Below are 19,596 nucleotides of genomic sequence, written 5' to 3' on the forward strand. Positions count from 1 at the left end.
TGCGAGTGTGGCGGGGCTGGGGCTTCGGGTTCGGGTTCGGCGTTGAGGTTGTGGTCGGGTGGGGTTGTGGTGGGGCTCGGAGATCGCCGGGGTTACGTCTCGGCGCGGAAGTCTGCCTTCCGGATCATGCAGTGCACCCCCTTGATCCGGTCCACGACCTGCGAGACCTCGAAGTCCGCGGCCGCGCTGAGATATGCGTACGCGGTCGCCCGGTCCATGCCGGTGCGGGTCGTGAGGAAGTCCAGGGCCGAGCGCACGCACTGGCGCATCGCCTCGTCGAGATCGGCGTCGAGCCCGAGGGCGATCCAGTGCGCTGCGGTCTCGGCGAACGGTTCACCGAGCAGCCCGGTCACGCGCCGGGCCGCGGAGCCGCGTACGAGCGACAGCCGGAACGTGGCACGCAGCGGGGCCTCCAGGGCGGTGAGCGCTACTTCGCCGTTGCCCTGCGCGAAGTGCGGGTCGCCCGCGTAGAAGCCGGCGCCCTCGGCCTGAACCGGCAGGTAGAGGGACGAGCCGCAGGTCAGGTGCTTGATGTCGAGATTGCCTCCGTGCCGTCCCGGTGGCACGGAGCTGAGCGCCGTCTCGTCGGCCGTCGCGACGCCCATCACCCCGACGAACGGTCCGAGCGGGAAGCGGGCCGCGCGCCCGGGGCCGTAACGGAGGACGCCCGACTCGGCGCCCGTGCCGTCCCGCTCGACGGTGCAGAAGGAGCTGACGGTCCCTCCGATGCACCGGCGGGTGTCGGGTCCGGTGAACTCGGCCTCGCCGTCGGGGAGTTCACCGGGCAGGGCGCCCGCCGCATGCCGATTGGAGACGATCCCGTAGTGCGTACGGCGATGCAGACTCAGCGTCTCCACGCGCAGCAGGTCCCCGGGACGCGCCCCGCGCACCGCGACCGGGCCCGTGACGATGTGTGGTCCCGGCAGCGTCTGCGTGAGGCCGAGACCGGACTCGGCGATCTCGCGTGCGTCACGTGGAACCCGGTCCTCGGGGACGCCGAACGAGCCGAAGAACGCCACCGGGTCGCGGCCCTGGTCCGGGAGGATGCCCTCGTGGGAGACGAGGTCGAAGGTGACCGTGTCGCCGTCGGCCACCGCGAGGACGGGCACGCTGCCCGCGTGCGGGAGTTCGCCCCAGCGGGCCGTGTCAGGGGTGGTGGCCAGATGATGCCGGCCGTCGAGCGGAATTGCCTCCGGGTCGGGCGCGTACGGGGTGGCGGCGGGGTGCGCGGTGACGTCGGTGCGCAGCGACATCCGGGTTCCTTTGCTGGTCGGGAGTGCGGGGCGGCGGTGCGGGCTGGGCGAGGGGAGGAGCGGGGGCGGGCGGGGCCAGTGGCGAGGCCGAGCGGAGGGCCGGAGCTGAGCGGACGGTCGGGGACGAGCGGACGGTCGGGGATGACCGCAGGGTCGGGGATGAGCTGGGCGTCGAGAGTGAACTGAGAGGTGGGAGCGAGCTGAGAGGTGGGAGTGAGTTGAGGGTTCGAGGCGGGCTACAGGTCAGGAGCGGGTCGAGTGGTGGAGGCGAATGGAGAGGCGTGAGTGATCAGCGAGCCGGGAGTCGATTCGTACGTCCTCGCTGTTACGTCCTCGGTCCCGCCGTGTTGCGGGCGGGCGCGGCGACGACGGCCCGCGCGGGCGTGGCGGTCGCCTCGATGCGGGTGCCCGTCGCCCCGGTCAGCGCCCGGCCCAGTGACCGCGGCGACGTGATGAGCACGCTGCGGCCGCCCGCCGCGAGGAAGTCCAGGGACGCCCGGATCTTCGGCCCCATGCTGCCCTCGGGGAACTCGCCCGCCGCCAGATACCGGTGCGCCGTCGCCGCGTCGAGCCGGTCCAGGTCCCGTTGGCGCGGGGTGCCCCAGCCGACGGCGACGCGCTCGACGCCGGTCGTCACGATCAGCTCGTCCGCGCCGAGGGCCACCGCGAGCAGCGCGGACGTCGCGTCCTTGTCCACGACCGCCTCCACCCCACGCAGCGATCCGTCGGGGCCGCGCACCACCGGGATGCCGCCGCCCCCGCCGGCGATCACCACGTGCCCGGCGTCGAGCAGGCAGGAGACCGCGTCGAGTTCCACGACGTCGCGGGGCGCGGGGAGGGGACGAGACGCCGCCAGCCGCGGCCCGCGTCCTCACCCACGGCCCAGCCGTGCCGGGCGGCGAGGCGCTCGGCCTCCACCCGCGGATAGTGCGCGCCGATCGGCTTCGTCGGCCGGGCGAACACCTCGTCGGCCGCGTCCACGACGGTGTGCGTCAGGACCGCGACCGGGCAGGCCCCGTCGGGCAGGGTGCCCGACAGGCCCCGCGCGAGGATGTAGCCGAGGCTCCCCTGCGAGTCGGCGACGCACATGTCCAGGTCCAACAGCGGCAGCTCGGGGGCGAGTTCCGCCGCCAGATCGGCCCGCCTCTTGATGAAGCCGACCTGCGGGCCGTTGCCGTGCGTCACCACCACGCGATGCCCGCGACGCACCAACTCGGCGACGGGGGAAGCCAGTTGGCGGGCCGCGTCGAACTGCTCGGCGATCGTGGCCCGGGCCCCGCCGCGCAGCAGCGCGTTGCCGCCGATGGCGAGCACGGTCGTCGGGGCGAGCGGACCGGCCGGGGAACCTGCTGGTGGCGTCGCGGTTCGTTGAGGCATGCCAGGACCATAGGAACGGCACGGAGGCCGGTCATGGGCAGTCGGTGCCAGCGTGCGCGCGGGCCTGTTGACGTCTGCTGACAGTGCCCCGACGGCACGCTCCGGCGGGCCTCGCGGCGCCGGACTCCGACCCCGCGAAAATCGTATACAACCTGCTGTCCCGAGCATTTACAGCCCTGTCGGGGCCGCCCATAGTGAGCTGCGTGGCCCCCGTTTCCCGGACCGTGACACTGCCCGCGCCCCTGCCTGCCGCGACCCTGACCGTGGCCGGGGCGCTGGAACTGCCCGCCCTCGCGGGTGCCCGCCTCGCGGCCGGCGACGCGGGCGCGGCGCACGCCATCCGGGTCGCCAACATCATGGAAGTGCCGGACATCATCCGCTGGATGCGCGGCGGAGAGTTTCTGCTCACCACCGCCTACGCGGTCCGCGACGACGAACGCGCGCTCACCGACCTGGTCCCCGACCTCGCCGCCCGCGGCCTGGCCGCCCTCGGCGTCAAGGTCGGCCCCTACCTGCCGCGACTGCCGACCCCGATGCTGCGCCGGGCCGACGAACTCGGCTTCCCCATCGTCGAGTTGCCCGGCGACGTGATGCTCAACGACATCCTCTCCGAGGTCATCGGCACCGTCCTCAACCGGCAGGCCCTCAGCCTCGAACGGTCGCAGGCGCTGCGCGACCGGCTCTCCGAGGCGGTGCTCCGCGGCGGCTCCTACCGCGAACTCGTCACGCTCCTCGCGGGCGAGACCGGCTGCGCGGCCGCCGTCCGCGGCCCGGACGGCACCGTCGTGGCCGCCAGCGGTGACGTACCGGAAGCGCTCGCGCCACGGCTGACCCGGCCGATCCTCGCCGGGCAGCGCGGCAGTGGCGACGTCGCCCTGTGGGCGGCGCCGGGACAGGCCCTCGACGACGAGCACGCCACCGCCGTGGAACACGTGGCGAGCCTCGCCGGGATGCTCGCCGTGCAGGAGCGGGTCCTGGCCGAGCGCGAGCGCCGCTACCGCACCCTGCTGCTGACCGAACTGGTCGCCCATCCGCCGCGCGAGCGCGCGGAGTCAGCGCGCCGCGCGGCCGCACTCGGCTGGGACCTGGAGAAGCCCCGTGCCGCCGTCGTCGTCGAGGTCACCGGCGCGGCCGACGGACCCGGCGTCCGACTCACCGAGGATCGACTGCTGGCCGCGGCCCGCACGGCGCTCGGCGCCCACACCCCGCCTGGGGCACCCCGGCGGGCTCACCGCCCTGGTCGCTCCCGAGGGGCACGGCACCTTGCGCCGCCGCTGCGAGGAACTGCGCCGCGCGGTCGCCGCGGCCTGTCCCGGACACGCCGTCGCCGTCGCCGCGGGCACCGTCCGCGACGACTTCGCCGAGCTCCATCTGAGTCACAGTCAGGCGCTCGGCACGCTCGCCCTCGGCCGCGAACTCGACGGCGCCGCCGGCTCGTTCATCCGCCTCCACGAGGACAGCGGCGTCTACCGGCTCCTCGACCAGCTGCCCGCCACCGAGCTGCGGGCCCTCGTCGACGACGCTCTCGGACCGCTGCTGCGCTACGACACCCGGCACGACGGCAGCCTCGTGCACAGCCTCGGCGTCTATCTGCGCCACGACCGCAACGGCGTGGAGGCGGCCGAGGAACTCCACGTCCACTACAACACCCTGCGCTACCGGCTCAAACAGATCGAGCGGCTCACCGGCGCCCCGGACAAGGACCCCATGCGCCGGCTCCAGACCGAACTCGCCGTCCACGCACATCGGTTGCTGCGCGCCCGCGCGCGCTGAGCACCCCTCCCCGAACCCGACCGCCGCTGTCGGTCATTGTCAGCGGATGCCGATGATCACCGCCCGCGCGCTGGCACCGGTCGCCGAAGACAGCACCCGGGGGTCCGGCCGTACCGTCGGACCATGGAGCGAACCCCGCACGCCACCCCAGGCCAACCGCCCGAGCAGGCACGCACGTTGAACGTGGTCAGGTCCGACGCGTACGCCGACTCCGTCGCCCTGATGCGCGCCGCGGGACACCTGACCGACCTGCCCGGCGTCGAGACGGCGAGCCTCGTCATGGCCACCGCCCCCAACAAACGCCTCCTCGCCGACGCCGGCCTGCTCACCGCCGACGGTGACCGCGCCCGCCCCGCCGACCTGCTGATCGCCCTGCGCGGCAGTGCCGACGCGCTCGACCGCGCCGTGGCCGCCGTCGACGGGCTGCTCGACCAGGATGTGCCGCCCGGCGAGGAACCGGGCGCACCCGTGCCGCGCGCGCTCACCGAGACCGACCCCGCCACCGGCCTCGCCCTCATCTCGGTCCCCGGCCCCTACGCGGCCGCCGAGGCGCTCAAGGCGCTGCGCCGCGGCCTGCACGCCTTCGTCTTCAGCGACAACGTCCCCCTCGACCAGGAAGTCCGCCTCAAGGAAGAGGCCCACCGGCTCGGCCTGCTCGCCATGGGCCCCGACTGCGGAACCGCCCTCCTCGACGGCGTCCCGCTGGGCTTCGCCAACGCGCTGCGACCGGGCCGCATCGGTCTGATCGGCGCCTCCGGCACGGGACTTCAACAGATCTCCTGCCTCCTGGACGCGGCCGGTGAGGGTGTACGGCAGATGATCGGCACCGGCGGCCGCGACCTCGGCGCCGAGGTCGGGGGGCGTACCACCCTCGACGCCTTCGAGCTCCTCGACGCCGACCCCGGCTGTGCCCTGATCCTGCTGGTGTCGAAGCCCCCGGACCCGCGCGTCGCCGCCCGCGTCCTGGCCCGCGCCGTGCGGGCCGAGAAGCCGGTCGTCGCCGCGTTCCTCGGCGCCGACCATCCGGCGCCGGGCGGATCCGTCACCGTCGTCACGACCCTGCGCGCCGCCGCCGACACCGCCGTACGCGTCCTCGGCGGCACCCCGACCCCGCCGTGGACCGCGCCGCACACCGAGCCGGGCCCGGGGCCCTTCCTGCGAGCCCTGTACGCCGGGGGCACGTTCGCGTACGAGGCGCGGCAGGTGCTGCCCGCCGCGGCCGAGACGCTCGGCCCGTTCGTCCCCGGGCGACAACTCGCCCTGCCCGAGCGGCATGTGATCCTCGACCTCGGTGACGACACCTACACCGCCGGACGTCCCCACCCGATGATCGACCCGACCGTGCGCGCCGCCCACCTGCGGGCCGCGCTCACCGACCCCGGGACCCGCGTCGTCGTCCTCGACGTGGTCCTCGGTCACGGAGCGGGCCCGGACCCGGTGGCCCCGCTGACCGCCGAGATCGAGCGGATCCCCGTACGGGAACGACCGCCTGTCATCGCCTTCGTCGTCGGCACCGACCGCGACCCCCAGGACGCCCGCGCCCAGCGCGACCTGCTCACCGCCGCGGGCGTGCTGCTCGCGCCGACGAGCACGGACGCGGCGCGCTGGGCCGCCGACCTGGTCGCGCCCCGAACCGCAGCGAGGGAAAGCCGGTTGACCGCCGCGGGCGGGCGCTCATGACCCGGCCCACCGCACTGACGACACTCGTGACCCGGCCCACCGCACCGCCGGCTGTGGCGAACCGATCCGTCGCCCCATCGTCGGCCATGGTCAGATCCGCCGCCCCGCCGCCAGTCGTGCCCCTCACCCGCCACCCCGTCGACAGCCGCGACCCGTCGCGCCGCCCCCGGCACCGCCGTACCCCCGACGACCTCACGGAGCCCGTATGACCGCGCCCGCTCTCCTCGGCGACGCCCCCGCACGCATCGCCTCCGTCGGCGTCGCCGCCTTCGCCGACGTGCCGCGTACCGCCGGGGCCGACGTGACCCACCTCGACTGGCGACCCCCCGCCGGCGGCGACCCGGACCTCGCCTGGAAACTCGCCGAACTCACCGGCCACGCCCGCGTGGAACGGGCCAACGAGGAGGCCGTCGCGCGGCTGCTCGGCGTGAGGCCGGTGTGGCGTGACGTGCGCACCGCCCGCGACTGCCTCCCCGTCCTCGACGACCGTGCCACCGGTGAACGCGTCCTGCTGCACGCAGGACCACCCGTCGACTGGGCCGACATGTGCGGCCCGATGCGCGCCGGCGTCATCGGCGCCGCCCTCCTCGAAGGCTGGGCGGACACCCCCGAACAGGCCCAACGCCTCGCCGACCAGGGCGCGTTGCGCTTCGAGCCGTGTCACCACCACGAGGCCGTCGGACCGATGGGCGGCATCACCTCCCCGTCGATGCCGGTGCTCGTCGTCGAGGACCCCGGCACCGGACGCCGCTCCTACGCCAACCTCAACGAGGGCGCCGGACGCTGTCTGCGCTACGGCGCGCTCGGCGACGACGTCATGGACCGCCTGCGCTGGATGGCCGACGTCCTCGCCCCCGCCCTGCGCGAAGCCCTGCGTGCCAGGACCGACGGCGTGGACCTGCGCGCCGTCACCGCGCAGGCGCTCCAGATGGGCGACGAGTGCCACAGCCGCAACACCGCCGCCTCGGCGCTCCTGCTGCGCGAACTCGCCGCCCCGCTCGCCCGCACCGCCCACGGCCCCGACGTACTGGAGTTCCTCGCGGGCAACCACTACTGGTTCCTCAACTTCTCCATGGCGGCGTCGAAACTCGCCACGTCCGCCGCCCACGGAGTCCCGCACTCGACGCTCGTCACCGCGTTCGCCCGCAACGGCGTCGAGGTCGGCATCCGCGTCAGCGGCCTCGGCGACGCCTGGTTCACCGCGCCCGCCGCCCACGTCGAGGGCCTGTACTTCGCCGGATACGGGCCCCAGGACGCCAACCCCGACATCGGCGACAGTGCCATCACCGAGACCAACGGCCTGGGCGGGTTCTCCCTCGCCGCCGCCCCCGCCATCACCGGCTTCGTCGGGGGCACCGTGGACCTGGCGCTGCGCACCAGCCGCGACATGGCCCGGATCACGCTGGCCCGGCACGAGGCCTACCGGCTGCCCGCTCTCGGCGGCATCGGCGCACCCGTCGGCATCGATCTGCGCGCCGTCCTCGACACCGGTATCGAACCCGTCGTCACCACCGGGATCGCCCACCGGGAACCGGGCATCGGACAGATCGGCGCGGGCCTCGTGCACGCCCCCCTGGAATGCTTCCGCGGCGCGCTCGCGGCCTTCCCCGTCCCCGCATGAGTCCCGCCGCGCTGCCGAGCACCGTCAGCGTCCTCGCCCGCGCCGCCCTGCGCGGACCGCTCCGCCCGGCCACGGTCCTCGCCGTCGCCCGGCAGGCGCTGTACCTGCTCCCGTCCGGCGCCCGCACCCCGCTCGCCGTGGTGGTGCCCGGCGCCGTACGGGTTCCGGCCGCCGTCGTGCTGCCGCCCGCGGCGGGGAGCGGCCCTTCGCGGGGCTCGCGCCCGGCGCCCCCGGGCGGGTGGGCGGCGGCCGGATCGCGGTCGGGCCGCTGTGCCTGACCGCAGGGGGTTCTGGGCGCCGCCCCGCGCCCAGGACACCCCGCGGGGCCCTGCCGCGGCCCGGCTCGCAGCGATCCGGCCGCCCCGGCCGCTGCCCGCCGAGGTCCGGCCGGGGGCCTCGGCCCTGCTCCACGCCCTCGCGGACGGCGCCGACCCCGACCGGCGCCGCGCGGCGCTCGGCGTGCTCGGCCTCGGCCCCGGCGCGACGCCGTCCGGCGACGACCTGCTGTGCGGGCTGCTGCTCGCCGCCCGCCTCACCCACCGGCCGCCGCACTGGCTGCCCGCGCTCACCGACGTCGTACGGCAGGCTCCCGGCCACACCCCGCCGGTGTCCGCCGCGCTGCTGCGGCACGCGGCGGACGGCTACTGCGTGCCGCAGGCCGCCCACCTGCTGCGCGCCGCCGCGACCGGCGCGGACCTCTCCGCGCCGGTCACCGCCCTGCTCGCCGTCGGGCACAGCTCCGGCAGCGACCTGCTGCACGGGCTGTGCGCCGGTGCACGGCTGCTGACCCGTACGGTCGGCCCCGAAGGGTTCAGGCGGCGACCCACACCGTCGTGATGTTGCAGAACTCCTTGATGCCGTGGTCCGACAGCTCCCGCCCGTACCCGGAGCGCTTGGCGCCGCCGAACGGCAGCGCCGGGTGCGAGGCCGTCATGCCGTTCACGAAGACACCGCCCGCCCCGCTGTCCCGGGCGAACCGCTCGATCTCGTCCTCGTCACCGGTCCATAGGTTCGAACTCAGCCCGAACGGCGTGTCGTTGGCGACCTCGATCGCCTCGTCCAGGTCCGCGACCCGGTACAGCGTCGCGACCGGGCCGAACGTCTCCTCGCGGTGGATGCGCATCTCCGGCGTGACATCGGCGATCACCGTCGGCTCGTAGAACCAGCCGCGGTCCGCGAAGTCCTTCGGCCGCTGCCCGCCGCAGAGCACGGTCGCCCCGCTCTCGACGGCGTCGTCGACCAGTTCCTCCAGATCCGTGCGGCCCTGTTCGCTGGCGAGCGGGCCGACGTCCGTGTCCTCGTCGAGCGGGTCGCCGACGCGCAGCGCCCGCATGCCCGCGACGAACGCGTCCCGGAACTCCTCGAAGACGTCCTCGTGCACGATGAACCGCTTCGCCGCGATGCACGACTGCCCGTTGTTCTGCACGCGCGCCGTCACCGCGGTCTTCGCCGCCTTCGCCACGTCCGCCGACGGCATCACCACGTACGGGTCGCTGCCGCCCAGTTCGAGGACCGTCTTCTTCACCTCGTCGCCCGCGATCGCCGCGACCGAGCGGCCCGCCGGTTCGCTGCCGGTGAGCGTCGCCGCCACGACGCGCTCGTCGCGCAGGATGTCCTCGACGGCGCCGGACCCGATCAGGAGCGTCTGGAAGCAGCCCTCGGGGAATCCGGCCCTGCGGAACAGGTCCTCCAGGTAGAGCGCGGTCTGCGGCACGTTCGACGCGTGCTTGAGCAGGCCCACGTTCCCCGCCATCAGCGCGGGCGCCGCGAACCGGACGACCTGCCACAGCGGGAAGTTCCACGGCATCACCGCGAGCACCGGGCCGAGCGGCCGGTAGCGGACATGGGCGCGGCTCGCCCCGGAGTCCTTCACGTCCGATTCGGCCGGGTGCTCGTCGGCGAGCAGATGCTGCGCGTGCTCCGCGTACCAGCGCATCGTCTTCGCGCACTTCGCCGCCTCGGCACGGGCCGCCGCGACCGGCTTGCCCATCTCCGTCGTCATGACGCGGGCGATGTCGGGGGCGTCGGCTTCCAGCAGGTCGGCGGCGCCTTGCAGCAGCCGCGCCCGGTCGAAGAACGTCGTCGTGCGGTACGCGGCGAACGCCTCGGCCGCCCGGGCGAGCTTCACCTCGATGTCCTCGGCGGACAGGGCGTCGTACGTCTTCAGCGTCTCGCCGGTGGCGGGATTCACCGTCGCGATGGGCATGGGGGAGACCTCCTGAGCACGGTTCCTTCGACCTTCCCGCGCTGCGCGGGGCGGCGCAACGCGGACCGCCCCGGGTACCCGCCCCGCCGCTCCTCAGACCTGCTCGGCGAGCCGGTCGAGGAACACGGTCTGCGCCTTCACGACGGCGGTGCGCGCCGCGTCCAGCCCGAACCAGGCGACCCGGTCCAGCTCCGGGAACTCGACGTCCTTGCCGGAGCCGCGCGGCCACTCCATCGTGAACGTGCCCGGCACCACGTCCGCCGGGTCGAGATCGGCCTCCACAGCCCACACCGTCACGTGCTTCCCGCCCGACTGCACCGTGTCGCCGAGCGGCAGCGGGGTCCCGTCCGGCGCGGGCAGCCCGAGCTCCTCCCGGAACTCGCGCCGGGCCGCGTCCCACGGCGTCTCGTCGTCCCCGTACTCGCCCTTGGGAACGCTCCACGCCCCGGCGTCCTTGCGCGCCCAGAACGGGCCGCCCATGTGACCGAGCAGCACCTCGGGTCCCGCCGGGGTGCGCCGGAAGAGGAGGAGGCCCGCGCTCTGTTTCGTTCGCTTCGTCCCGTCAGCCATAGCGTCCAGTGTCGGGCATGCGCAGCCGCTCAGTCGTGCGGCGCGGATACCGGATGACGGCGAGAACCCGGCGGTTGTGGTCCTCCGACGCGGGCAGCCCGAGCCGACGACGGGCTGCGCGCGGCGATCGACATCCGGCGCGAGCGGCCCGGCACGGGCGTGCTCCCGTTCTCGCAGTACATCGAGACGAAGTACGCGACGCGGCTGCTCGCGGAGGGCTCCGCGGGGGTCGGCTCCCTGCTCAAGGAGCGGGTCGTGAACGTCGGGGAGTTCACGGACGCGCTCGCCCGCGTCGCCGCCGGCGGCACGGCCCTCGACCCGGAGGTGGTGACCCGGCTCGCCGCGGCGGGCCGCCGCACCGAGGAGATCTCCGCGCTCACCGGCCGGGAGCGCGATGTCCTGGCCCTGATGGCCGAGGGCCGCTCGCACGCGGCGATCGCGCAGAGCCTGCATGTGTCCGCGGGCAGCGTCGAGAAGCGCATGGCGGCGCTCTTCGGCATGTGGTCCACGCCGGGAGCGCGGCGCGGGCGCCGCAACGGGGTCGCCCTCCGACCCCGCTGGGGAGATCCCCGGACGCCCTCAGCAGCGGGGGCGGGGCAGGATGCCGAGCGCGGCGGCGTCCGCGAGGTGCTGGCCCAGGCGCAGTTGGAGCGGCCCCGGCGGGCCCGGCCGCTCCGAGAGCAGACTGAGCGAGCCGAGCGAGCGGTCCGCCGTGCGCAGCGGTACCGCGACGACACAGGCGAAGCCCAGGCTGCGCGCCATCGCCGTGTACGACGGCCAGTTGGCGCGCGCGTACGGATGCGCGAGCGGCACCCCGCGGATCGGCTGCGCGGAAGCCCGGCAGTCCGCGCCGGGGCCCTCGCCCCACGACAGGGCGGCCCGCTCCAGGCGAAGCCCCCGCGGATCCGACGCGGCCACCTCGACGCGTCCCGTCGGCGGCTTGAGCACGGCCGTGGCCGACGGCACCCCGAGCAGCGAGACGCAGGTGCCGACGAGCGCCGCGAGTGCCTGCGGTCCGCCCCGTACAGCGGCGTCCGCCACTTCGACGAACGCCGTCGCGAGCCGCTCGCTGTCCACCTGGTACGCCTCGTACGGCACGCCGCGCATGACGCCCCACCCCTCGACTCGTCCGCCCCGCACGGGCAAAGACGCCCCTCGGACGCCGAGGGGCGGACTTTGCAGAAGGGGTATGCCCCGTGTTCGGGCCGCCCGAACCGTCTCACATGTGCACGGCGCCCTCGGTCGCCACAATCTTCGGCCTGCCCGGCCGGTACAGGACCAGAGTCACCAGGAAGCCGACCGCGAAGAACAGCGCCGACCACCAGTAGGCGGTGGAGTAGCTCTCGATCGAGGCCTGCGCCTGCACCTGCGGAGTGGGCTGCTTGCCGACGAGGTAGCTCGTCGCGGCGGTCGTGGCCAGGGTGTTCAGGAGGGCCGTACCGATCGAACCACCCACCTGCTGGCTGGTGTTGACCATCGCGGAGGCCACGCCCGCGTCGTGCGCGGCGACACCGCCGGTGGCCAGGTTCATCGCCGTGGCGAAGATCAGACCCATGCCGACACCCTGGACGAGGAGCGGGGGCATCACGTGCGCGGCGTAGGTGCTGTCGAGGCCGAGGAACGTCAGCCAGACCATGGCGGCGGCCGCGAGGGCCATGCCGAGCGGCACGATCGGTTTCGGCCCGAACCTCGGCACGAGTTTGTTCGTGGTGATGATCGACGAGACGACCATGCACGCCACCAACGGCAGGAAGGCCACACCGGTCTGCACCGGCGAGTATCCGAGGATCTGCTGGAGGTAGTACGTCAGGAACAGGAACACGCCGAACATGCCCGCACCGGCGATGAACATCGCGAGGTACGAAGCGCCGCGGTCCCGGTCGAGGACCACGCGCAGCGGCAGCAGCGGATGTCCGGCCCGCGTCTCCCACCAGGAGAACGCCGCCAGGAGCACCACGCCCACCAGGAGGAAGCCCCAGGTCTGCACGTCGCTCCAGTCGTGCGTCTCCGCGTTCGAGAACCCGTAGACGATGCAGAACAGACCGACGGAGACCAGGACCGTGCCCGGGACGTCGAGTTTCGGGCGGTCCGTGGGGCGGCCGCCGTGCAGCAGCCGCAGACCGCCGAGGATCGCGACCACGGCGAAGGCCAGGTTCACGAACAGGCACCAGCGCCAGTCCAGGTACTCGGTCAGCACACCGCCGAGCAGCAGACCGACCGCGCCACCCGCACCGGCGATCGCGCCGTAGATGCCGAACGCCTTGGCCCGCTCCTTCGGGTCCGTGAACGTCGTGGTCAGCAGTGACAGGGCGGCCGGCGCGAGGAGCGCGCCGAAGGCGCCCTGCAACGCGCGCGCCGCGACCAGCATGCCGAAGCTGGTGGCCGCGCCGCCGAACGCCGAGGCGGCCGCGAACCCGGCCAGACCCGCGATGAACACGGTCTTGCGGCCCACCAGGTCGGCGATACGCCCGCCGAGCAGCAGCAGGCTGCCGAACGCGAGCGCGTACGCCGTGACGATCCACTGCCGGTTGCCGTCGCTGAACCCGAGGTCCTGCTGGGCCGAGGGCAGTGCGATGTTCACGATCGTCGCGTCGAGGACGACCATCAGCTGGGCGATGCCGATGACGGCGAGGATCAGCCACCGGTGTTCGTGTTTTCCGCCGCCCGCGTAGGGGACGGCGCCGCCTCCCGGTGGAGCGGTGCGTATGCCGGAGTCGGCGGCTGCGGGGTCGGGCGAGCGATCCATGGTGGCCTCCAGAGCACCCAGGTACACCCCCCGATCTACCTCGCCACCACGCTAAGCGCCCTGCTCACGGTCGGCGACCGGGGAGGGAACGGGGCCGTTCGCCCCGGTCCCCCCGCGTGGACGCGGGAACCAGGGCGTGCCGGGTCAGGCCGCGCGTTCCGCGGCCGCGAGGAGCGCCGTACGCTCCCGGGTCGCGCGGGCCCGCGCGACCCGGGAGCGTACGGTGCCGACCGGGCAGCCGAAGGCCGCCGCCGCGTCCGCGTACGGCAGTCCCGCGAGCTGCGTCAGGAGGAACGCGGCGCGGCGCGTCGAGCGCGGACAGCAAGTCCGCGGCTCTCGAACGCGGCGGCGTCGCCGTCCCGTGCGGCGCCTGGCAGCACGTCCCGCCGTACGTCCTGGTACCGGCGATGGCGGGCGTGGCCGTCCTCGGCTGCTTCGTGCCGCTGCTCGGCCTGCCGCTGGTGGCCCTCCTCGTCGTGGACGTCGTCCTCGGCGAGATCGCGCACCGGCGCGGCAGGCGGCCGGACACGCGAAGTCAGCCGATCTGCTCGTCCACCGGAGCCGACTCGCCGGACTTCACCGGCGCCGGGTCGACCGGCTCGACCGGGTCGACGGCCGCGGACTCCCCGGACTTCACCGGAACCGGCTCCACCGACGAGGCCGAGGCCGAGCGGGGAGCGGGCACCGCGCCCGCAGGCACCTGACGCCGGCCGAACAGCCGCTGCGCGAGCGGCTCCGTGTAGCGCGCGGTGAGCGGCCCCACGATCACCAGGATCAGGACGTACGCGGTCGCCAGCGGTCCGAGCCGCGGCTCGATGCCGGACGTCACGGCCAGCCCGGCGATCACGATGGAGAACTCGCCGCGCGCCACGAGCGCCCCGCCGGCCCGCCAGCGTCCCTTCACCGAGACACCGGCGCGGCGGGCCGCCCAGTACCCCGTGAAGATCTTCGTGCAGGCCGTCACGACGGCGAGCAGCAGCGCGGGCAGCAGCACCGGCGGAATGCTCGCCGGATCGGTGTGCAGACCGAAGAAGACGAAGAACACGGCCGCGAACAGGTCCCGCAGCGGTGACAGGAGCGTGTGCGTGCCCTCGGCGACCTCGCCGGACAGCGCGATGCCGACGAGGAACGCGCCGACGGCGGCGGACACCTGGAGCTGCTGCGCCAGACCCGCGACGAGGATCGTCAGACCGAGCACGACCAGGAGCAGCTTCTCCGGGTCGTCGCTCGACACGAACCGCGAGATGTGCCGCCCGAACCGCACCGCGACGAACAGGACCAGACCCGCCGCGCCGAGCGCGATCGCGAGCGTCAGACCGCCCGCGGCCCAGCCGACGCCCGCCAGCAGGGCCGTGATGATGGGCAGGTACACGGCCATGGCCAGGTCCTCGAGCACGAGGATGCTCAGGATCACCGGCGTCTCACGGTTGCCGAGCCGGCCGAGGTCGCCGAGCACCTTGGCGATGACGCCCGACGACGAGATCCAGGTGACACCGGCGAGCACCACGGCCGCCACCGGACCCCAGCCCATGAGCAGCGCGGCCGCCGCGCCGGGCAGCGCGTTGAACGTCATGTCGACGAGCCCCGCCGGGTACTGCGTCTTGAGATTGCTGACGAGGTCGCTCGCGGTGTACTCCAGGCCGAGCATCAACAGCAGCAGGATCACGCCGATCTCGGCGCCGATCGCCACGAACTCCTCGCTCGCGCCGAGCGGGAGCAGCCCGCCCTCGCCGAACGCGAGACCGGCCAGCAGATAGAGCGGGATGGGAGAGAAGCGCAGTCGCCCGGCCAGCCGGCCCAGCAGGCCGAGCGCCAGGATGATCGCCCCGAACTCGATGAGGAAGACAGCGGAGTGCATCCGATCACTCCCGCCCCAGGATGGTCGCCGCCGCCTCGACACCCTCACGGGTGCCGATGACGATGACCGTGTCGCCGCCCGCGAGCCGGAAGTCCGGGGCCGGCGACGGTATCGCCTCCGCGCGGCGCAGCACGGCCACGATCGAGGCGCCGGTCTCCGTCCGCATCTGCGTCTCGCCGAGCAGCCGCCCGTTCCAGTACGAGACGCCGGACACCTCGATGCGCTCGGCGACCAGACCGAGGTCGGTGGTGTGCAGCAGGTTCGGGCTGTGGTGCGAGGGCGCCAACGCGTCGATGAGGTACGCCGCTTCGCTGGAGGACAGTCTGAGCGACAGCTCGCACGCGTCCGGATCGTCGGAGCGGTAGGCGCTGAGCGTGCGTCCTCCGTCCCGGTGGGCGATGACCGACAACTGACGCTGTTCGCGAGTGGTGAGGTCGTAACGGAAGCCGATCCCCGGCAACGGAGTCCTGCTCAGGCGTGAAGCGGGCACGTCTCTCCCCTTGTTCCGTGCGTGTCTGATATGTGGTCCATGCATCTTTCGGTTGGGTGTCACCCTATACGGCTCATGTTTTGGCAAAGAAACGGTCAGGCGCCGGGTCTCGGCCAGGCGCCGTCGATATCGGTCAGGCGGCGCCGGTGGTCTCCGTCAGGCGTCGAGAGCCGGGTGCGCCGCGAGGACCGTGTCCACCGTGTCCGCCTGCTCGGCCGTCTTGTCCTCGCGATAGCGCACGACCCGCGCGAAACGCAGCGTCACCCCGGCCGGATACCGCGTCGACTTCTGCAACCCGTCGTACGCGATCTCGACGACCAGCTCCGGTCGCACCGTCACGACATGGCCGTCGTCCCTGACCGCCAACTCCTGGAGCCGCTCCGTCTGCCAGGACAGCAGGGCGTCGGTGAGCCCCTTGAACGTCTTGCCGAGCATCGCGTACGAGCCGTCGTCGCGCCGCGCGCCCAGATGCAGGTTCGAGAGCTTGCCCGTACGCCGCCCGTGCCCCCACTCGGCGGCGAGCACCACCAGGTCCAGCGTGTGCACCGGCTTCACCTTCAGCCAGGACGCGCCCCGGCGGCCCGCGCTGTACGCCGCCTCGAGACCCTTGAGGACGACCCCTTCGTGCCCGCGGTCGAGCGTCGCGGCGAAGAACGCGTCGGCGGCGGCCCGCTGCTCGGGATCGGACCCGTCCTCGACGACGAGGCGCCGCACCCGCATCGGCTCCGGCACGAGCCGCGCCAACTGCTCGTGCCGCTGCCCGAACGGCAGGTCGAGAAGGTCGCGACCGTCGACGTACAGGATGTCGAAGAAGATGGGGGAGACGGGCACCGCCTCGGCGGCCCGCGCCACGTCCACCCGCGACCCGACCCGCCCGGCCACCTCCTGGAACGGCCGCGGCCGCCCCCGGTCGTCGAACGCGATGACCTCGCCGTCGAGAACGAACCGCTCACCCTTCAACCCGGCCGCCGCCTCGGTCACTTCGGGCAGCCGGTCGGTGATGTCGTCGAGGGTCCGCGTGTACACGCGGACGTCGTCCCCGTCCCGGTGCACCTGTACGCGGATGCCGTCGAGCTTCTCCTCGACGGCACACGCGCCCAGCTTGTCGAGCCCCTCGCCGACCGAACCCGCCGCGTGGGCCAGCATCGGCTGCACGGGCCGTCCGACGGTGAGCCGGAACTCCTCCAACGCCTGCGGACCCCGGCCCAGCAGCGCCTGCGCGACCGGCTGGATGCCACCGGCGAGCATCACCGCACGGCGCACGCCCGCCGGGGGAGCGCCGGTGGCCTGGGCGAGCCCTTCGATCGCGACGGCGTCCAGCGCGCCCTGCCGCACCTCGCCGGTCACCAGGCCGATGAGGAACCGCTGTTCGTCCTGCGTCGCGGCCCCCATCAACTCGCCGACGAGCCGTGCCCGTTCGGCCTGCGAACCGGCACCCGCCACATCGCCGAGCACGGTCAGCGCGGCATCGACGTCCTGCACGGTCAATCGCGGCTCGGCGACCGGCTCCACGTGCCGGCTCAGCGCCCGCCAGCCGACACCGAGCCGCCCCTGGGGCAGCCGCCCCGCCAGATACGGGATGACGATCGGCACGTCATCGGGGTCGGCGTCCCGGAACAACTCGGCGAGCAGCGCGATCTTCCGCGACCGCGCCGACGTGGCGGCGACGTCCTGGGACACCTGAGCGAGCCGGGCCAACAACATGCAGCCATGGTGCAACGCGGGGCGGGGCCACGCACGGTCAGCCGACCCGGCAGACGTGGACCGGCCCGAACCAGGGCACGCAGGTGTGCGACGGGGAAGTGGGCTCGACGGGCTGGGCCGGTGGGGTCGGCTGCGCGGGTTCGGCGGGCTGCTCGGTGGGCTCCTCGGTGGGTTCCTCGGTGGGTTCCTCGGTGGGCTGAGCAGGGAGTGTGGGCTCCACGGGGGCCGGGGGCTCAGCCGGAGCGCTGGGAGCCGCCGGAACCGTACGAGTCGGGGGAGCCGTGGGGGAGTCAGGGGTGGCCGAAGGCCGCGGGGACGCGGGCCGATCGGGCCGCGACGGCTCTGACGCCGGGGGTGCCATCGGGGCGGCGGTCGTCGGAGGTGCGGTCGTGGGGGGTGTCGTCGTCGGGGGTGCGGACGGCGCGATCGGTTCCGCGGGCGCCGCCTCCGTCACCGCGGCATCAGGCCGATCCGGCCCCTCAGGCGTATCGGGCGCGGCGGGAGCGTCGGGCGCGGCGGCCGTGTCCGGAGCCCGGGAAGCGGCGGGCGTGCTCGGCGCGGCGGGCCGTGAGGATCGGTCCGCGCCGGTGCCGGATCCGCGGGTGAGGTCGAAGGCCCCGGCGACGCCCCGCGCGGCGCCTGCGGGGTGGGCGCGTCGTTCGCCACCGCCGCCTGCGCACGCGGTGCGGGTACCGACGCATCCGACCCGCCGAGCACCAGCCCCGCCGCGACCGCCGCTCCGGCGACCGAGACCCCGACCACCCCGGCCACGGCGGCAGGCGCCTTCGCCCCGCCGGCCAGCACATGACGCACGCCGTGCAGCACACCCGCCCCGTGCCCACCGGACACGGCACCGGCACCGGCTCCCGTTCCCGCCGCGAGCGGCACCAGGAACTTTCCCGCGCCGCCGAACACGAAGACCAGGAGCGCCGGGCCCACCAGGGCGGGCAGCCGGTCGTTCGCGCGCAGCAGGACAGCGAGCCGGGCCCGGCAGTCCTCGCACGTGTCGACGTGCGCGAGCAGCTTCTCCGACTGCCGCGCCGAGGCGACACCCCGGACGTGCGCCGGCATCCGGTCCCAGTGCGCCTCGCACGCCGGATCCGCGGGCGTCCCGGGATGCGCCCGCAGGAACGCCTGCCGCAATCCCTCGCGCGCCCGGTGCAGCAGCACCGCCGTGGCGCCGCTGCCCGCGCCGATGCCACGGCCCACCGCCTCCAGCGGCTGCCCCTCCGCCTCGGCCAGCCACAGCGCCTTCACCCAGCGCTCGGGCAGCTGGCCCAGCACCCGGGTCAGCAGATCCACACGGGACGCGCGAGCGGCGGGGTCCTCCTCCTCGTAGGAACCGAACGCACTGGGCGCGGCCCGCACCGACTCCACCCCGTCGTGCGGGTCGAGCGGTGTCTCACGCGCGGCGCCGCGCCCCGCCGTCGCCGCCAGATGTCGCACGGTCGTCGTCAGATACGCCGCCACGTTCTCGATCGCGTGCTCGGCGGACAGCCGGCGCCACACCTTGAAGTGCGCCTCGGCGACGAGATCGTCGGCGAGCCAGGGGCTCCCCGTCAGCGAGCGGGCGTACGCGACCAGGCGCGGCTGTTCGTCCGCGTAGATGCGGGCGTAGGCGGCAGGGGATATCGGTGCGGCGGCGGGGCCGTCGGCCATGACAGGAACTCTTCCGTCTGACGTCGGGGGGCTGCCCGACTGCGGATCGGGCGAGATCGTGCGGCAAGTTTGAAACGTTAAGCGAGAAATGTCGGATTATGGAGGGGTGAGTGGCGCAGGTCACATGAACCATTGCCGAAACTTCCGTAATGCGCCGCCCCGCTCCCGCGTCGAACGGGCAACCGCATCTCACGTGCAGCGCAGAAAGGGAGCCCGACATGCCGACCACCGTCCCCGCCACCCTCGAACAGTCCGCCCGCGCCCGGCTCGTCACGGCCGGAGGGCAGGGCCCCGACCGTCATGTCACCGTCACACTCCGCTACTCCTGCGACGACCCGCTGGCGATCCGGCTGTGCTTCCCCGCCGAGGTGACCCTCACGGGCGCCGGCGTCACGTGGGCGTTCGCGCGCACGCTCCTGGGCGACGGGCTGCGCGCCCCGACCGGCTCCGGCGACGTTCATGTGTGGCCGTGCGGCCGGGCCCGTACGGTCGTCGAACTGCACGCGCCGGAGGGCCTGGCCGTCGTCCAGTTCGACACGTCGGCGCTGCGCCGCTTCCTGCGCCGCTCGTACGCCCTCGTGCCGGCCGGCGGCGAGGACGTCACGGCGGTCGTGGACCGTGCGCTGGCCTCGCTCTTCCGCCACGACGGCCAGGCGTGA

18 protein-coding genes and 3 pseudogenes are annotated in these 19,596 nt (G+C 74.0%); 8 read left to right on the forward strand and 13 right to left on the reverse strand.

Features of this window, described 5'->3' with window-relative positions; all coding sequences use genetic code 11:
• Nucleotides 1-92 precede the first annotated feature (92 nt).
• The 3 genes from V2W30_RS37405 to V2W30_RS37415 form a co-directional block, all read right to left on the reverse strand.
• Nucleotides 93-1,253: an acetamidase/formamidase family protein gene (locus tag V2W30_RS37405; protein ID WP_338703044.1), complete on the reverse strand. Its 1,161-nt coding sequence runs from the start codon at nucleotides 1,251-1,253 to the stop codon at nucleotides 93-95.
• Between the two features lie 325 nt (nucleotides 1,254-1,578).
• On the reverse strand, nucleotides 1,579-2,070 hold the full coding sequence (locus tag V2W30_RS37410) for an amino acid kinase (RefSeq protein ID WP_338703045.1): 492 nt from the start codon (nucleotides 2,068-2,070) through the stop codon (nucleotides 1,579-1,581).
• Nucleotides 2,022-2,630, reverse strand: a complete 609-nt coding sequence (locus V2W30_RS37415) for a hypothetical protein (RefSeq protein ID WP_338703046.1) — start codon at nucleotides 2,628-2,630, stop codon at nucleotides 2,022-2,024. The genes V2W30_RS37410 and V2W30_RS37415 overlap by 49 nt, the downstream gene beginning before the upstream one ends.
• 263 nt (nucleotides 2,631-2,893) lie before the next feature.
• On the opposite strand from V2W30_RS37415, the pseudogene V2W30_RS37420 reads away from it, so the two are divergent.
• The 6 genes and pseudogenes from V2W30_RS37420 to V2W30_RS37445 form a co-directional block, all read left to right on the forward strand.
• Nucleotides 2,894-3,781, forward strand: a pseudogene (locus V2W30_RS37420) (PucR family transcriptional regulator ligand-binding domain-containing protein); the annotation flags it as partial.
• A gap of 112 nt (nucleotides 3,782-3,893) precedes the next feature.
• Nucleotides 3,894-4,403 (forward strand): PucR family transcriptional regulator, encoded by a 510-nt coding sequence (locus V2W30_RS37425; protein ID WP_338703047.1) that lies wholly within the window; start codon nucleotides 3,894-3,896, stop codon nucleotides 4,401-4,403.
• 123 nt (nucleotides 4,404-4,526) lie between these two features.
• Nucleotides 4,527-6,083 (forward strand): transcriptional regulator, encoded by a 1,557-nt coding sequence (locus tag V2W30_RS37430; protein WP_338703048.1) that lies wholly within the window; start codon nucleotides 4,527-4,529, stop codon nucleotides 6,081-6,083.
• A 205-nt stretch (nucleotides 6,084-6,288) separates the two neighbouring features.
• Nucleotides 6,289-7,704: a DUF1116 domain-containing protein gene (locus tag V2W30_RS37435; protein WP_338703049.1), complete on the forward strand. Its 1,416-nt coding sequence runs from the start codon at nucleotides 6,289-6,291 to the stop codon at nucleotides 7,702-7,704.
• Complete coding sequence (locus tag V2W30_RS37440) at nucleotides 7,701-7,982, forward strand: hypothetical protein (RefSeq protein WP_338703050.1); 282 nt, start codon at nucleotides 7,701-7,703, stop codon at nucleotides 7,980-7,982. The genes V2W30_RS37435 and V2W30_RS37440 overlap by 4 nt, the downstream gene beginning before the upstream one ends.
• The gene (locus V2W30_RS37445) at nucleotides 7,975-8,541 is read left to right on the forward strand and encodes a DUF2877 domain-containing protein (RefSeq protein ID WP_338703051.1); all 567 of its coding nucleotides are present in this window, start codon (nucleotides 7,975-7,977) and stop codon (nucleotides 8,539-8,541) included. Before V2W30_RS37440 ends, V2W30_RS37445 begins: the two co-directional genes overlap by 8 nt.
• On the opposite strand, the gene V2W30_RS37450 is transcribed toward V2W30_RS37445, so the two are convergent.
• From V2W30_RS37450 to V2W30_RS37470, 5 genes and pseudogenes are all read right to left on the reverse strand, one after another.
• The gene (locus V2W30_RS37450) at nucleotides 8,516-9,910 is read right to left on the reverse strand and encodes an NADP-dependent succinic semialdehyde dehydrogenase (RefSeq protein ID WP_338703052.1); all 1,395 of its coding nucleotides are present in this window, start codon (nucleotides 9,908-9,910) and stop codon (nucleotides 8,516-8,518) included. The two genes, V2W30_RS37445 and V2W30_RS37450, sit on opposite strands and share 26 nt — an antisense overlap.
• A 93-nt stretch (nucleotides 9,911-10,003) precedes the next feature.
• On the reverse strand, nucleotides 10,004-10,480 hold the full coding sequence (locus V2W30_RS37455; RefSeq protein ID WP_338703053.1) for an NUDIX domain-containing protein: 477 nt from the start codon (nucleotides 10,478-10,480) through the stop codon (nucleotides 10,004-10,006).
• Nucleotides 10,481-11,059: 579 nt separating this feature from the next.
• Nucleotides 11,060-11,620, reverse strand: a complete 561-nt coding sequence (locus V2W30_RS37460; RefSeq protein ID WP_338703054.1) for a GAF domain-containing protein — start codon at nucleotides 11,618-11,620, stop codon at nucleotides 11,060-11,062.
• A gap of 79 nt (nucleotides 11,621-11,699) precedes the next feature.
• Nucleotides 11,700-13,226: an MFS transporter gene (locus V2W30_RS37465; RefSeq protein WP_338703055.1), complete on the reverse strand. Its 1,527-nt coding sequence runs from the start codon at nucleotides 13,224-13,226 to the stop codon at nucleotides 11,700-11,702.
• Between the two features lie 144 nt (nucleotides 13,227-13,370).
• A pseudogene (locus V2W30_RS37470) lies at nucleotides 13,371-13,532 on the reverse strand (sigma factor-like helix-turn-helix DNA-binding protein); the annotation flags it as partial.
• Nucleotides 13,533-13,573: 41 nt separating this feature from the next.
• Between V2W30_RS37470 and V2W30_RS37475 the strand changes: the two are divergent.
• Nucleotides 13,574-13,747 (forward strand): annotated as a pseudogene (locus V2W30_RS37475) (PepSY domain-containing protein); the annotation flags it as partial.
• 14 nt (nucleotides 13,748-13,761) lie between these two features.
• On the opposite strand, the gene V2W30_RS37480 reads toward V2W30_RS37475, so the two are convergent.
• From V2W30_RS37480 to V2W30_RS37500, 5 genes are all read right to left on the reverse strand, one after another.
• The gene (locus V2W30_RS37480; RefSeq protein ID WP_338703056.1) at nucleotides 13,762-15,084 is read right to left on the reverse strand and encodes a cation:proton antiporter; all 1,323 of its coding nucleotides are present in this window, start codon (nucleotides 15,082-15,084) and stop codon (nucleotides 13,762-13,764) included.
• 4 nt (nucleotides 15,085-15,088) lie between these two features.
• Complete coding sequence (locus V2W30_RS37485) at nucleotides 15,089-15,574, reverse strand: cation:proton antiporter regulatory subunit (RefSeq protein WP_338703057.1); 486 nt, start codon at nucleotides 15,572-15,574, stop codon at nucleotides 15,089-15,091.
• Nucleotides 15,575-15,730: 156 nt separating this feature from the next.
• The gene (locus tag V2W30_RS37490; protein WP_338703058.1) at nucleotides 15,731-17,278 is read right to left on the reverse strand and encodes an ATP-dependent DNA ligase; all 1,548 of its coding nucleotides are present in this window, start codon (nucleotides 17,276-17,278) and stop codon (nucleotides 15,731-15,733) included.
• A gap of 37 nt (nucleotides 17,279-17,315) precedes the next feature.
• Nucleotides 17,316-17,498 carry a hypothetical protein gene (locus tag V2W30_RS37495; protein ID WP_338703059.1) on the reverse strand — a complete coding sequence of 61 codons (183 nt, stop codon included), beginning with the start codon at nucleotides 17,496-17,498 and terminating at the stop codon, nucleotides 17,316-17,318.
• A gap of 230 nt (nucleotides 17,499-17,728) precedes the next feature.
• Nucleotides 17,729-18,937: a sigma factor gene (locus V2W30_RS37500; RefSeq protein WP_338703060.1), complete on the reverse strand. Its 1,209-nt coding sequence runs from the start codon at nucleotides 18,935-18,937 to the stop codon at nucleotides 17,729-17,731.
• Nucleotides 18,938-19,155: 218 nt separating this feature from the next.
• On the opposite strand from V2W30_RS37500, the gene V2W30_RS37505 reads away from it, so the two are divergent.
• Entirely contained in the window at nucleotides 19,156-19,596 is a 441-nt protein-coding gene (locus tag V2W30_RS37505) for an SsgA family sporulation/cell division regulator (RefSeq protein WP_338703061.1), read from the forward strand.

Source organism: Streptomyces sp. Q6 (assembly GCF_036967205.1).
In the GTDB taxonomy this organism is placed as follows: Bacteria; Actinomycetota; Actinomycetes; order Streptomycetales; family Streptomycetaceae; genus Streptomyces; species Streptomyces citrinus.

Bases quoted from the DNA above. Each gene is read 5' to 3' on its own strand.
- V2W30_RS37455 (WP_338703053.1), bottom strand. From the start codon at position 10,480: ATGGCTGACGGGACGAAGCGAACGAAACAGAGCGCGGGCCTCCTCCTC.
- V2W30_RS37500 (WP_338703060.1), bottom strand. From the start codon at position 18,937: ATGGCCGACGGCCCCGCCGCCGCACCGATATCCCCTGCCGCCTACGCC.
- V2W30_RS37415 (WP_338703046.1), bottom strand. From the start codon at position 2,630: ATGCCTCAACGAACCGCGACGCCACCAGCAGGTTCCCCGGCCGGTCCG.
- V2W30_RS37490 (WP_338703058.1), bottom strand. From the start codon at position 17,278: ATGTTGTTGGCCCGGCTCGCTCAGGTGTCCCAGGACGTCGCCGCCACG.
- V2W30_RS37450 (WP_338703052.1), bottom strand. From the start codon at position 9,910: ATGCCCATCGCGACGGTGAATCCCGCCACCGGCGAGACGCTGAAGACG.
- V2W30_RS37480 (WP_338703056.1), bottom strand. From the start codon at position 15,084: ATGCACTCCGCTGTCTTCCTCATCGAGTTCGGGGCGATCATCCTGGCG.
- V2W30_RS37430 (WP_338703048.1), top strand. From the start codon at position 4,527: ATGGAGCGAACCCCGCACGCCACCCCAGGCCAACCGCCCGAGCAGGCA.
- V2W30_RS37405 (WP_338703044.1), bottom strand. From the start codon at position 1,253: ATGTCGCTGCGCACCGACGTCACCGCGCACCCCGCCGCCACCCCGTAC.
- V2W30_RS37505 (WP_338703061.1), top strand. From the start codon at position 19,156: ATGCCGACCACCGTCCCCGCCACCCTCGAACAGTCCGCCCGCGCCCGG.
- V2W30_RS37435 (WP_338703049.1), top strand. From the start codon at position 6,289: ATGACCGCGCCCGCTCTCCTCGGCGACGCCCCCGCACGCATCGCCTCC.
- V2W30_RS37465 (WP_338703055.1), bottom strand. From the start codon at position 13,226: ATGGATCGCTCGCCCGACCCCGCAGCCGCCGACTCCGGCATACGCACC.
- V2W30_RS37440 (WP_338703050.1), top strand. From the start codon at position 7,701: ATGAGTCCCGCCGCGCTGCCGAGCACCGTCAGCGTCCTCGCCCGCGCC.